Raw genomic sequence first — 13,051 nt, forward strand, 5'->3', positions numbered from 1 at the left:
ATTTAGAAATCATCCTAAATTGTCAGATAATAGCGTCAGGATTGAGGCAGGAGCGTTTTGAGGTGTGAAAGGATTTAAATTTGTTAATAATATTTTATTTAATTCCTTGATATTATGGTTCTAAAACTCATAATTTTATACCATAAGATTACTCAATTCCAAAGCGTGATTTTTAGGAATGATCCGGCGTTGGGGTTTGATATCAAAACTTTAATTGTTAAATTTTTTTTGGGGAAAGCCGTTCAGTTGCAAGACCGAACGGCTTTTATCATTTAGTGAGCATCTGTTGGTATACTTACCTTGCCCTTTTTAAATGGCTGCAAGTATATCAGCGGGATTGAAAATAGCATAATCAGACCCGATAGCAGGTAAGCATCATTATAAGTTAATAGTAATGATTGCCTTACAACCGCACCTTCAATAGCCCTGTAAGCCATTTGTGTCGCATCGATAGCCGATTTGCCTTTAGCCATAAAAGCCTGTTCCATCATATGCATACGCTGTAAAAACGCATTGTTATACGGGTTAATGTTAGTCAGCAAATTGTTTCGGTGTACACCCTGGCGAATGTGAATGATGGTGGTAAGGGCAGCTATGCCGAATGAGCCGCCAAGCTGGCGCATCATATTATTCAAGCCGGTTCCCTGTCCCATTTCCGGTCCTTTCAAATCGGCTATAGCCAAAGTAGTTAATGGTACAAACAATAATGCCATACCTACACCCCTGATCAATAGTGGTATCAACACGTTCACCTCGCCGGTTTCTAAAGTTGAACCGCTAAGCATGAAGGTAAATACAAAGAACAGGAACATGCCTGCCGTCGCCATAAATTGTGCCGGTATGCCTTTGTTCAGCATTTTGCCAATAAACGGCATCATTACAATAGTACACAAGCCGCCCGGGAACAAAAGCTCGCCTGTTTGCTGCGCCGTGAACCCAAGCAGGTTTTGACAAAACACAGGGAACACGAATACCGAACCATATAAACCAAAGCCCAATATAAATGAGGTAAACATACCTACGGCAAAACTGCGGTGCCGCATAATACCGAAATTCACGATCGGAAACTCGTAGGTGGTCTCGCGCCAGATGAATAAAATGGTACCTAAAATAGCGGTTATGGTAAGCACCAATATATAGGTTTTTGCAAACCAGTCTTCAGACTCACCTTTTTCCAATATCACCTGCAGGCTGCCTACAGCAATTGCTAATAGGAGTATACCCCACCAATCGATGGGCTTTCCTTTGGCCTCTTTGGGCGTTTTATTAATAAACGTATAAGCAAAGAAGGCAGCAATTGTGCCCACCGGAATATTCACATAAAATATCCATTGCCATGTATAGTGATCAGTAATATATCCGCCAATGGTTGGCCCTACCGTTGGGCCTACCACAGCGCCTAAACCAAATAAGGCTGTAGCTGTTCCTATCTGTTCACGGGGCCAGGTTTCCACCAAAATAGCTTGTGAGGTTGATATCAAGCCACCCCCGGCAACGCCTTGTATGATACGGAATATAACCAGCTCGTTTAAACTGTGCGCATTACCGCAAAGGAATGAGGTAATGGTAAATAGTACAATCGAACCTATGAAATAGCTCTTACGGCCAAAAAAACTGCCCAGCCACCCGGACATGGGTAGTATAATTACGTTGGCCACCGCATATCCGGTAACTACCCAGGCAACGTTCTCCAGCGTTGCACCAAGGTTACCTTGTATTTGCGGCAGGGCCACGTTTACTATCGTGGTATCTATCAGCTCCAAAAGTGAGGCTGTTATTACCGTAATAGTAATGATCCATTTTTTAAAACCGGTTTCGGCCATGGTATTTAGTCTTTATAGATTACAGAAACATTTACACTCATACCCGGACGCAGCTTCGCCATGATTTCTTTATCAGCATTGATCTTTATCTTAACAGGTACGCGTTGTACAACTTTAACAAAGTTACCGGTAGCGTTATCCGGCGGTAACAGCGAGAATTTAGCACCTGTAGCAGGTGAGAAATTGTAAACCTCGCCATGCAATTCCAAATCAGGGAAGGCGTCAACTTCAATGTTCACCTTTTGACCGTTCTTCAGGTTGGTCAGCTGTGTTTCTTTAAAGTTCGCAGTGATGTATAAGCTGTTATCATTTACGATATTGAATAAAGTTTGACCTGCCTGTACCAACTGACCCAGCTGGATATTCTTTTTAGAAGTAATACCGCTTGATGGTGCAGTAACAGTAGTGTATGACAATTGCAGTTTTGCATAGTCAACATCAGCCTGGCGTTGGGTAACACCTACATTGGTTACAGTCAACTGATTACGGGTTGTTCCAACCTGCTCTAAAGCAGCTTTATATTGATCTTGTGCAGCACGGTAAGTAGCAGCAGCTACATCGCGGTCTGATTTTGCCTGGTCAAATTGTTGCTGGGTGATTGATCCGTCTTTTACAAGGTTAGCGTAACGTGCATAGTCCTTGTTAGCTTTCTCTAATCGTGCTGCAGCAGATTCGGCCTGTGCACGTGCGCTTGATGAGTTAGCTGCAGTCGCAGTGATTTGTGACTGACCAACATTTACACCTGCGCTGGCACCTTTTTGTGCAGCCAGGGCTTGTTCTAATTTTACTTTATAATCGCGGTCATCGATCTTTACCAAAACCTGACCAGCGTTTACGTGGGTGTTTTCTTCAAAGAAGATGCTATCCACATAGCCGCCTACGCGGGCTACTACCGGGCTTACGTCGCCGTCGATCTGGGCGTCATCGGTATCGATGTGTTTACCGTAGTAGATGTATTCTTTTATTCCGAATATGATACCAGCGATAAGTATCACTCCAAGGATTATAGGGATAACCCTGTTCGGTTTCTTTTTGGGTTCGTGTTCCTGTGCCATTTTATGGTGTAGTTAAATTTTTATTATTTGTTAAGTTTTCCGGTTGATTTTAATAATGTATAGTAAGCAAGTCCTGCATCAGCTTTAGCCAGTTCCAGGTTGATCTGAGCCTGATACAATAATGTTTCAGCATCAGCCCTGTCGGTAGCAGAAGCTACATTGCTTTTGTATTTCGATTGCAGGATCTTATCATTCTCACCTGCCTGATCTATTGATGTTTGCAGCAATTTAATCTTGTTAACTGCTTCCATATAACCTTCGTAGCTGCGGTTTACATCTTTGCGGATGTTATCGGCAGTAATACCCTGGTTAATGGTAACCTGATCACGTTCGATCTTAGCCTCGGTCACTTTGTTTTTGTTGGTCCAGAGTGATGAGAAGTTCCATGAGAAGGTTAAGCCTACAGTCAACGGTGTAATGAAGTTTCCTGATTTCGGTATCGGGTTAGCTGCAACGTCAACATAATAACCTGCTGCCGATGCTGCCAAAGTTGGCAACTGATTGGCATGAATGCTCTTTATGTTGTTATCAGCAACCTTTGATTGCAACACCAATTGCTGTACTTCCTGGCGGTTGGCCATTGCAGTATCGATATAGCTTCCTACCGAACCAATCTGGCGGTCTGTTTCGTTGATCTGGTCAATAGTGATTTGGGTTGTTTCGGGCAAGCCTAACAGGATGTTCAGATCATAATTGATGATCTTGCGGTTAGCTTCCAGGTCAATGCCGTTCAGCTCAACATTTGAACGTTGCAGCTGGAAACGTAATACGTCATTCTTAGTTACCAAACCCTGATCGAAGAAACGTTGAGATTGGTGGATCTGCTCGTCTATCGATTTCAGGTTCTGCTCAACAACCTTTTTGCTTTGCAGCACTTTATACAGATTGTAAAAGGAATTAACCACATCGTAAACGATCTCGTCTTTATCCTTGTCTGCATCCAGTCGTGATACCCTGGTAAGTAAATCGGTCGATTCCTGTGCCAATTTCAATTTGCCGCCGGCCCAAATGGTTTCGTTCAATGAAACTATGCCTAAATAAGCATTTGCGCTGCTTGGCAAGTTAAAACTGCTTGGTCCAAAAGCAAGGCGATTGGCAGGTATCTGTGCGCGATCATAAGTAAAGCTTGCACTGCCTGTAGGTAAAACCTGGTCTTTAGCCTGTTTGTACTTGGATACAGCCTGATCGATTTTTGACTGTGACAGCTTAAGTACTTTGCTGTTCTGGATGCCCAGTTTAATTGCTTCGTCGAGGGTCAGGGTTCTGTCCTGGGCAGAAGCGGTTGCACTTAGCATCAAACCCGGAACCAAAATCGCAATAGCGAAACGGTATAGGGGTTTCACCATTTTTTTAAATGGGTGATTAAGGGGGTTATTTATTTGTGTTATCATGTTCATTCACTAAGTAAGCTCTTAAAAGTTTTTTCATGTAGGCTTCAATACGGGGTTTAAATGTTCCCTCCAGTATTTTTTCGTCCTGTATATCATATCCCAGCATAGTTGTAGTCAACTGGGGAGCATTTATTATAAAGTTTTTGGTGCCATAAATGGTAGCTATCACCAGGTCGCTATCTATATCCTTTTTAAATTCGCCTTTATCTATGCCATCCTGTATGATCTTTTTCAGCTCCAGGACGTTGGTCATCAATATTCCTGCTATCTCATCACTTAATTGTCCCCGGCGCTGCATGGCCAATTCCTGATAAAGCATTTTTTGGAAACAGTTGTTGCTTACCACACGCTGCACATACAGGTCTATGTATTGTTCCATCTTGTTCCACGATGTAGTGGTATCATCACTGCCGATGTTTTGCAATAAGTTCTGGAACGATTTGATCTTCCGGTTGAAAACTGCCAGGAACAATCCCTCTTTTGAACCGAAATAATAATTCAGCATCGCCATATTTACACCGGCCTCACCCGAAATTGTCCGGGTAGAAGCGCCATCAAATCCGAGTTCTGAAAAAACCTTTTCAGCAACGTCAAGGATGTGTTCTTTTTTATCGATCTTATCTTTATCCATTTCTTTTCAGCGGCACAAAATTAATCAATCGATTGATTATGTCAAGAAGGGTTTTGTTATCTTAATGTAATCATTTGATTAAGAGACTTTAGAAATCCAATCAACTGATTAGTTTTTAACAATTTAGCTACGTAACAGTTTTGTTTTACATTTGACGTATTCGAAATATCCATCTATCTTACCGCTTGTTTTTTACTTATGAGACGATTCCTTTTTCTGCCTGTATTTTTACTGATTGGCGGGCTTGCATTTGCACAAACCGCTCCCCCAACTGACATAGTTACCATCGAACAAAATCTAAAAAAGCTGGATGTTGTAGGCAGTGTATTATATATTGCCGCACACCCGGATGATGAGAATACCCGTCTGCTGGCCTACCTGGCGCAGGAAAAGCATTATCGAACTGGTTATTTATCAATGACACGTGGTGATGGCGGTCAAAACCTGATCGGTAATGAGCAGGGTGAATTATTGGGATTGATCCGTACACAAGAGCTTTTAGCGGCGCGTAAAGTGGATGGTGCCGAGCAGTTTTTTACTCGTGCACTTGACTTTGGCTTCTCAAAAGGTCCAGAGGAAACACTCGATTTTTGGGGTAAGGAAAAAATATTAAGCGATGTAGTTTGGGTGATCCGCAAATTCAGGCCGGATGTGATTATTTGCCGCTTCCCGACTACCGGAGAGGGCGGGCATGGGAACCACACTGCCTCAGCTATTTTGGCGCAGGAAGCATTCACCGCAGCAGCTGATCCGAAACGCTTTCCGGAACAATTAAAATACGTGCAAACCTGGCAGCCAAAGCGTATCATGTGGAACACATTTAACTTTGGCAATACCAATACCATAGCGCCCGATCAGTTTAAGGTGAATGTTGGGGTGTATAACCCGCTATTAGGTAAAGGTTACGGTGAGTTAGCTGCCGAAAGCCGCTCGAACCACAAAACACAAGGCTTCGGTTCGGCAAGGCAACGCGGTGATGCTTATGAATATTTTAAAACGATATTGGGCGACGCCCCCAAAACTGATCTGATGGATGGTGTGAATACCACATGGGGGCGAATAAAGGGTGGAAGCGAGATAGGAAATGATATTGAAAAGATCACTAAAGAGTTTGATGTTAATCATCCGGATAAATCTGTTCCGGCATTATTGAAAGTGTATGACCAGGTTCAGAAAATAGATGATACCTATTGGCGTGAGGAAAAGACAAAGGAATTGAGCGAATTGATTGCCGCTTGCGGAGGACTATGGTGCGAGGCTTATACCAATGAACTAACCTATGCTAAAGGCGAGCAAATGAATATTCGTTCGCAAGTGATAAACCGTTATGGACTCAAAGCGGCATTGCATGGATTAACTGTAATCCAACATCCCGATAATGTGCCATCAATTACTTCAGATTTCCTTCATCCTTTAGCACATTATGAATTACCTGTGGCTGATAAAGATAAAACGCTTCCTGCAAACGAGCTTCAAACTTTCACTAACGAATGCGTTGTCGGCAGAATATCGCAACCTTATTGGTTAATGTCTCCGCACCCTATCGGTAGCTACACAATTGAAAACGAGGGTGATGTTGGTAGTCCTGAAAATACTGACGCACCGAAGGTTGTATTTAAATTTTTAATTGATGATCGGGTTATAAGCGTAAATAGAAAGCTTGAATATAAATATGTAAATCCTGCCCAGGGCGAAATTTACCAGCCAGTTGAAATCACACCGCCAGTAACCGCCAATATTCAGGATAAAGTCTACATCTTCAATTCCCAGCAGCCGCAAACGGTGCAGGTAAAATTAGAGGCTTTTGAAAAAATAGGTTCAGGCAGTATTAGCCTGGATGCGCCTCCGGGATGGAAGATCAGTCCGGAGCGGGTTCAATTCACCAATAAAAATAAAGGTGATGAATGGGATCAGGATTTTACCATTACACCATCGGGTAATAAATCGCAAACCGGCGTGTTGGAAGCTTCGGTAACACATGATCACGATAATACTGTTTATAAAGATGGTATCCTGTCAATCCATTATAATCATATCCCAAACATTACACTGTTCCCTCCAGCACAGGCCAAACTGGTTCAGCTTGATCTGAAAATTGCAGGAAAGAAGATCGGCTATATTAATGGCGCCGGAGACCTGGTGCCCGAAGCACTGAAACAGGTTGGTTATGAAGTTCACCAGCTTTCAGAAAATGAAATATTGAACGGTGATCTGTCAGGCTATGATGCCATTATAGTAGGTGTGCGTGCTTATAACGTTGACCCACGATTGGTTATCGAGCAACCTAAGTTGATGGAATACGTGAAAAATGGTGGCAACCTACTGGTGCAATACAATAACAGCAACGGTTTGGTAACTAAAGATATTGGTCCATATCCATTCAAAGTAGTAAACGAACGCGTGACCGACGAGAACGCGAAAATCACCATCCTCGACCCGAATAACCCGGTATTAAACTATCCCAACAAGATCACTCCTGCCGATTTTGATGGCTGGGTTCAAGAGCGTGGCTTATATTTTACAAAAGATTCCGATCCGCAATACCAAAAAGTGTTGCAAATGGCTGATCCAGGTGAATCACCCAAAGATGGTGCGCTTATCACTACCCAATACGGCAAAGGGCGTTTTATTTATACGTCATTGGCATTTTTCAGGCAATTGCCTGCGGGGGTTCCGGGTGCTTATCGGTTGTTTATTAATATGATAAATAAGCCGAAAGCGAATCCGTGACACGATTTTGGGATTTGAGGGATTTCTAAGATTAATAAAAGTTATAAAACTAATGTCATTTCGAACCTGCAGAAGTGGACTTGCGTGGGTGCAGGTGAGAAAACTTATACGATTTGAATAGTTCGCAAGCATCTAGTATAAGGTTTCTCCTCACCCCGACGCTCTGCTCCTTTCCGTTCGTTCGAAATGACAAAGTTTATTTTCTTAAAATAAGGGGGCATTTATAACACAAAAATTTTTATTGTAATCCTTACAGAAACAATTACTTTTGCACTGTTGTAAATAAGCATAACATGGCACATCATCAAGAAGAGAAAAAAGAATTTAACGTAACCAATTTATATTACCTGGTTGGACTGGTATTTGGCCTGATGACCGGCGCGGTATTGGAAGTGGGTATTAAATGGGTTATTGTTGGTGGTATCTTAGGTTTATTGACAGCGCTTTTATACGTAACGGTATTTGTAAGAGGCCGTGAACAACGCTGATCCTGAATTACCCTCATTCATAAAAAACTGGAACCAGTTTTACGGTATCGTTATCGTATGGCTGGTTTTTTTAATTTTCGTATTTTGGCTCATCACCATCTTCTTTAAATGAGCCTGATTGATTGGACCGTCTTAACCCTTACCATCCTTACCATCGTAGTTTACGGTGTTTGGAAAAGCGGCCGCAATCAAAATATAGATCAGTTTCTTGTTGGTAACCGTTCCATGCCCTGGTATACTGTGGGCTTGTCAGTAATGGCCACGCAAGCCAGCGCGATCACTTTTTTATCAGCACCCGGTCAGGCATATTCAGACGGGATGCGTTTTGTACAGTTTTATTTCGGTTTGCCGCTGGCCATGATCGTGCTGTGTATCACTTTTGTTCCGATTTTTCACCGGCTTAAAGTTTATACTGCCTATGAATTCCTGGAAAATCGTTTCGACCTGAAAACCCGTGCGTTGACCTCGCTGCTGTTTTTGATACAACGTGGCTTGTCTACCGGGATCACCATTTATGCGCCGTCTATCATTCTATCGACTATATTAGGTATTAATACCGTTTATACTACGCTCTTCATCGGCGGACTGGTAATTTTCTACACCGTTTACGGCGGTACCAAAGCTGTAAGCTATACCCAACTGCTCCAAATGAGCATCATATTTTTAGGGATGTTTCTTGCGGGAGTAGTGGTGGTTAAACTGCTGCCATCAGGAGTTGGCTTCACGAAAGCGCTTCATTTGGCAGGGAAATTAGGAAAGATGAATGTGATCGATTGGAAGTTTGATCCTGCCAACCAGTACAACGTTTGGAGCGGTTTGATCGGCGGCTTCTTTTTGCAGTTATCCTATTTCGGTACCGATCAGAGCCAGGTGGGGCGTTATTTAACAGGAAGTTCAGTAGGCCAAAGCCGTATGGGTTTGATCATGAACGGACTGATCAAAATACCGATGCAGTTCCTGATCTTGCTTATCGGTATTTTGGTATTTGCCTTTTATCAGTTTAACCAGCCCCCTTTATTCTTTAACAAATACGAGGTAACCCAGGTTAAAAAAGGGAAACACGCTCATGAATTCAACGATCTGAGAATACAATATGCTATTGCATTTCAGCAGAAAAAAGCGAGCGCTGATGAATTATTAAAAGCATTTGACAGCAAAAACGAAGAGCAGATAAACAAGGCAAGCGATAATTTGAAACAGGCAGATGCGGCAGAGGTAGCGATTCGGAAAAATGCCATCAGCCTGATGAAGAAAAACAATAGTAAGGCCGACACTGATGACACCAATTACGTCTTCCTGAATTTTGTGATCCATTTTTTGCCAAATGGATTGATAGGGCTGCTGATAGCGATCGTGTTTTTAGCATCAATGGGATCAACGGCAAGTGCGCTCAACTCGCTTGCTTCTACTACCGTGGTGGATATTTATAAACGTGTCATTAATCGCAATGCGTCTGATAAAATCTACCTCAATGCTTCCCGTCTGGCTACAGTTTTCTGGGGATTGGTATGCATAGCGATGGCTTTATACGCCGCCAAATTGGGCAACTTACTTGAGGCGGTCAACAAGCTGGGTTCATTTATTTACGGAACGATTCTGGGCGTTTTTGTGGTTGCTTTCTATCTCAAAAAAATAAAAGGCACATCTGTATTTATAGCAGCAATAATAAGCGAGATCATTATTTGTATAATGGGCTTTTATAATGTAATTGCTTATTTATGGTTAAATGCCATCGGTTGTTTCCTGGTGATCATCATTGCATGGCTGATCAACCTGGTAATTAGAGAAGAGACTGAAAGTCAGGGGAAAATTTCGGCTTGAGATACAATTGTATAAGTCACTATGTTTTAAGACAATAAGAAACCTATTGTAACATTGTGGTTACACTACCAATCTGATCGTTTTTTTATTTACCTTTAGTTAAATAATAGCATTAAATTAATTAGGGAAAATAGCTGGGCGCGAGGTCTGGCTATTTTTTTGCCTTATTGGAAAGTTTTCTAATTAATTATTACTTAATAGGAACGCCGGCTTTTAAGATAAATTGCCCTCACCATCAGGCACTTCAAAAGGGCAGGTGAGAAAATAGTACAAAAACTGCCATTACAAACAGCTGAGACAGTTTTTGTAATGGCAGAAAAAATCAAAAAAAATTATTTTGCCTGATCAACAACGGCCTGGTTCAGGCGTTGATATTCGTCATCTTTTTGTTCTTTAGCCAACTTAACACCCTCTTGCGCAGTAGCAAGTGCGCCAGCTTTATCACCCATTTTTAACTGGATACGTGCTTTCCATACTTTATAGAAAGGCGCTTTAGGCTCCATTTTTTCAGCAGTGCTTATCCATTCCAGTGCCTTGCTCAGGTCCTTATTGTTCTCATAGTAATACATGGCGGCTTCAAAATATGGTTTTTTATCATGGTTCATGATCTCATCAATATTAGCCATGATCTTACTATCAACTTCGGTGCTGATAGGGAATGAGAATGATGTATTCTCCCATTTAACTTCCAGCTCGCATTTGGTTTGATCTACATTGTTAAACTGGATGGTCATGGTTTCAGTTGGTTCAGAATGGGTTACCGTCTTTACTTTGAAACGCAGAAAATCCTCTGCCTGTTTATAGGTATAAGCACCCCATTGGTGTGCGGTTTTGTTCAGGATAACAGTCCATTCATCCTTTCCGGGGATAGAAAATAATCCATATTCACCGGCAGGAACTTTATTGCCGTCAATGGTTACATCGTCAGAAAATTTAATGATGGTAGCAGCGTTTGCCCCGGTGCGCCACACAACGCCATAAGGTTCAAGACCGCCAAATATTTTCCGCCCTCTCACATTTGGGCGGGAATAGGTTAATGTGATTTGCCCTAAACCAAGATCCTGCGTAACAGTTTGAGTTGAACTCAACTGTGGAGTCTTTAATGCTTGGGCATAGCTGTTTTGCGACACACATGCGATCAGCATGGCTGCCAGATAGAAATAAATGCGTTTCATTTTTTTGGTTTTATGCTACTAAGATATTAATTATTGTTACGATACATTAGACTGTTGGTAATGACAATGTAAAAGCCTAAGTTTGTATTATGCTCAAAAGGTCGGTGATAATTGTATTAGCGATGCTGTATTTAACTACAGTGTCCGGCTTTGCACTGAACCTGCATTATTGCTTCAACAGGTTGGCCTCTGTTCAGGTAGATGCCCCAGCCAACTCTTGCGCCAAGCTGCAAAACAGCAAAATGAAATGCTGTAAGGATCAAAAGATCGAGATAAAGGTTAAGGATGCGCATCAAAACAACTCCCCTTTACACTGGTCCAAATTTTTCCCGATAGCATTACCGGTATCAGCTTTTGTGATCTTTACTCCGGCTGTTCAAAATCCGGTAGTTGCCAATGTAACCGATCGTGGTCCGCCCAAGGCACCAGATGTTCCTCTCTTTCTTAAATACTGTACTTTTCTTATCTGATCTTAATTAATCGGCCCTCATTCTGCCACAGCACACCCATGTGCTCAAACACTAAATTCTAATTTCTAAATCCTAAGTATTAATGTTCTAAAGCAATTTTAGAGTTTAGGTTTTAGAACTTAGAGATTTTTTAATCCAGCTTAATTTTTGATCAAAATGAAAACTCTTAAAATATTCCTGGTAATATTTATTACCTCAATAACTGCTGCAAAAGCACAATTCACCAAAGCCGAATTACAGGTAAGCGGCCTCACCTGCTCCATGTGTTCAAAAGCTACAGAGAAATCATTGCGAACCCTGAATTTCATAGGCGATATCAAAGCCGATCTGAACCGCAATGTATTTGTGATTACCTTTAAAAAAGATGTTCCGGTAGAGCTGGACCAGATCAGCAAAAAAGTTGAAGGCGCCGGATTTTTTGTCAATAGCCTGAAAGCAACTTTCGATTTCGACAACGTCAAAATCAACAATAATACCTTCAGTTATGGCGGTGACTCATACCGTGTTGTCAATGGCGATGGCAGAACGTTAACAGGGCCAACTAAAGTAACGGTGGTTGATAAAGGCTTTGCGCCGGCTTCGGTTTATAAGAAATACCAATCCGATAAGGCCGAAGCCGGTGGCCATATTTACCATATTTCGATATAATCCTCAAGATCATGAAGATTATATTATTGTCTGTCATCCTTTCGGGGATGACCCTTTCTGCCTTTTCGCAGGAATTATATGTGAATACCGAACCCGCTAGTAATATGGCTACTCATTCTCTTGGTATCCGACTGGAAAACCAAGGCTATTTCAACCCGGAATATAAGAACCGAACCAGTCTGGAAGTGATGTATGGCGCAAGCAAAAGCCTGATGGTGCACGGCACTTTATACGCTTTCGATTATTACCAAAATCAGCAGCATTTGGAAGGCGGAAGTGTGTATGCCAAGTATCGTTTCCTTTCGATAGATTCGGTACAGAGTCATTTCAGGGGGGCGGTATTTGTAAAAGCAGCGTCAATAAGCAATCCTATACACAATCAGGAAATAGCGCTTGAAGGTGATAACAGCGGTTTTCAAACTGGAGTAGTTTTTACCAAACTGATACATAAACTGGCTTTATCCGCTTCAACAAGTTATCTGCACGGTTTTAACAACCAAGATTATGATATACCTGCAACTTATGCACATGATGCAGTCGGATATACACTATCCGCAGGGTACTTGTTATTCCCAAGAAAATATGAGAACTATGACCAGGTAAACCTTAATGTTTATGCAGAGTTATTAGGAAAAGCAAATCCCGGCTATGGACAAAGTTACCTGGATATTGCTCCGGCTGTGCAACTTATATTTAACAGTTTTTTCAGGGTCGATTTTTCTTATCGAACTCCTTTATATAACAATATGACCAGGACAAGTCAGAATACTTACCTGGTCAGGTTGGAATACAATTTATTTAATGTTTTTTAGTATCCGC

The 13,051-nt window shown here is 41.8% G+C and carries 11 protein-coding genes; 6 read left to right on the plus strand and 5 right to left on the minus strand.

Features of this window, described 5'->3' with window-relative positions; all coding sequences use genetic code 11:
- Positions 1–272 precede the first annotated feature (272 nt).
- From VIM89_RS24170 to VIM89_RS24185, 4 genes are read right to left on the minus strand one after another with little or no spacing between them, the layout of a single operon-like run.
- Positions 273–1,823 (minus strand): DHA2 family efflux MFS transporter permease subunit, encoded by a 1,551-nt coding sequence (locus VIM89_RS24170; RefSeq protein WP_488158765.1) that lies wholly within the window; start codon positions 1,821–1,823, stop codon positions 273–275.
- A 5-nt stretch (positions 1,824–1,828) separates the two neighbouring features.
- Positions 1,829–2,878 (minus strand): HlyD family secretion protein, encoded by a 1,050-nt coding sequence (locus tag VIM89_RS24175; protein WP_488158766.1) that lies wholly within the window; start codon positions 2,876–2,878, stop codon positions 1,829–1,831.
- Between the two features lie 23 nt (positions 2,879–2,901).
- Positions 2,902–4,224 carry a TolC family protein gene (locus VIM89_RS24180; RefSeq protein ID WP_488158767.1) on the minus strand — a complete coding sequence of 441 codons (1,323 nt, stop codon included), beginning with the start codon at positions 4,222–4,224 and terminating at the stop codon, positions 2,902–2,904.
- 25 nt (positions 4,225–4,249) lie between these two features.
- Positions 4,250–4,900 carry a TetR/AcrR family transcriptional regulator gene (locus VIM89_RS24185; protein ID WP_488158768.1) on the minus strand — a complete coding sequence of 217 codons (651 nt, stop codon included), beginning with the start codon at positions 4,898–4,900 and terminating at the stop codon, positions 4,250–4,252.
- A 198-nt stretch (positions 4,901–5,098) separates the two neighbouring features.
- Here VIM89_RS24185 and VIM89_RS24190 point away from each other — a divergent pair, with 198 nt between their 5' ends.
- The 3 genes from VIM89_RS24190 (at position 5,099) to VIM89_RS24200 (ending at position 9,939) form a co-directional block, all read left to right on the plus strand.
- Positions 5,099–7,630: a PIG-L family deacetylase gene (locus tag VIM89_RS24190; protein ID WP_488158769.1), complete on the plus strand. Its 2,532-nt coding sequence runs from the start codon at positions 5,099–5,101 to the stop codon at positions 7,628–7,630.
- Positions 7,631–7,923: 293 nt separating this feature from the next.
- On the plus strand, positions 7,924–8,118 hold the full coding sequence (locus VIM89_RS24195) for a hypothetical protein (protein WP_488158770.1): 195 nt from the start codon (positions 7,924–7,926) through the stop codon (positions 8,116–8,118).
- A gap of 108 nt (positions 8,119–8,226) precedes the next feature.
- Positions 8,227–9,939 carry a sodium:solute symporter family protein gene (locus VIM89_RS24200; RefSeq protein ID WP_488158771.1) on the plus strand — a complete coding sequence of 571 codons (1,713 nt, stop codon included), beginning with the start codon at positions 8,227–8,229 and terminating at the stop codon, positions 9,937–9,939.
- A 332-nt stretch (positions 9,940–10,271) separates the two neighbouring features.
- On the opposite strand, the gene VIM89_RS24205 is transcribed toward VIM89_RS24200, so the two are convergent.
- Positions 10,272–11,114, minus strand: coding sequence for a DUF2911 domain-containing protein (locus tag VIM89_RS24205; RefSeq protein ID WP_488158772.1), 843 nt, complete (start codon positions 11,112–11,114; stop codon positions 10,272–10,274).
- Between the two features lie 89 nt (positions 11,115–11,203).
- Between VIM89_RS24205 and VIM89_RS24210 the strand changes: the two genes are divergently transcribed.
- From VIM89_RS24210 to VIM89_RS24220, 3 genes are all read left to right on the plus strand, one after another.
- Positions 11,204–11,584 carry an HYC_CC_PP family protein gene (locus tag VIM89_RS24210; protein WP_488158773.1) on the plus strand — a complete coding sequence of 127 codons (381 nt, stop codon included), beginning with the start codon at positions 11,204–11,206 and terminating at the stop codon, positions 11,582–11,584.
- A 156-nt stretch (positions 11,585–11,740) separates the two neighbouring features.
- The gene (locus VIM89_RS24215; RefSeq protein WP_488158774.1) at positions 11,741–12,232 is read left to right on the plus strand and encodes a heavy-metal-associated domain-containing protein; all 492 of its coding nucleotides are present in this window, start codon (positions 11,741–11,743) and stop codon (positions 12,230–12,232) included.
- 11 nt (positions 12,233–12,243) lie between these two features.
- Positions 12,244–13,044 carry a hypothetical protein gene (locus VIM89_RS24220; protein ID WP_488158775.1) on the plus strand — a complete coding sequence of 267 codons (801 nt, stop codon included), beginning with the start codon at positions 12,244–12,246 and terminating at the stop codon, positions 13,042–13,044.
- The last annotated feature ends 7 nt before the right edge of the window (positions 13,045–13,051 follow it).

The sequence above is a fragment of the Mucilaginibacter sp. genome, from assembly GCF_036568825.1.
GTDB lineage: Bacteria > Bacteroidota > Bacteroidia > Sphingobacteriales > Sphingobacteriaceae > Mucilaginibacter.

Bases quoted from the DNA above. Each gene is read 5' to 3' on its own strand.
- VIM89_RS24185 (WP_488158768.1), bottom strand. From the start codon at position 4,900: ATGGATAAAGATAAGATCGATAAAAAAGAACACATCCTTGACGTTGCT.
- VIM89_RS24195 (WP_488158770.1), top strand. From the start codon at position 7,924: ATGGCACATCATCAAGAAGAGAAAAAAGAATTTAACGTAACCAATTTA.
- VIM89_RS24210 (WP_488158773.1), top strand. From the start codon at position 11,204: ATGCTCAAAAGGTCGGTGATAATTGTATTAGCGATGCTGTATTTAACT.
- VIM89_RS24220 (WP_488158775.1), top strand. From the start codon at position 12,244: ATGAAGATTATATTATTGTCTGTCATCCTTTCGGGGATGACCCTTTCT.
- VIM89_RS24180 (WP_488158767.1), bottom strand. From the start codon at position 4,224: ATGGTGAAACCCCTATACCGTTTCGCTATTGCGATTTTGGTTCCGGGT.
- VIM89_RS24200 (WP_488158771.1), top strand. From the start codon at position 8,227: ATGAGCCTGATTGATTGGACCGTCTTAACCCTTACCATCCTTACCATC.
- VIM89_RS24205 (WP_488158772.1), bottom strand. From the start codon at position 11,114: ATGAAACGCATTTATTTCTATCTGGCAGCCATGCTGATCGCATGTGTG.
- VIM89_RS24170 (WP_488158765.1), bottom strand. From the start codon at position 1,823: ATGGCCGAAACCGGTTTTAAAAAATGGATCATTACTATTACGGTAATA.
- VIM89_RS24175 (WP_488158766.1), bottom strand. From the start codon at position 2,878: ATGGCACAGGAACACGAACCCAAAAAGAAACCGAACAGGGTTATCCCT.
- VIM89_RS24215 (WP_488158774.1), top strand. From the start codon at position 11,741: ATGAAAACTCTTAAAATATTCCTGGTAATATTTATTACCTCAATAACT.
- VIM89_RS24190 (WP_488158769.1), top strand. From the start codon at position 5,099: ATGAGACGATTCCTTTTTCTGCCTGTATTTTTACTGATTGGCGGGCTT.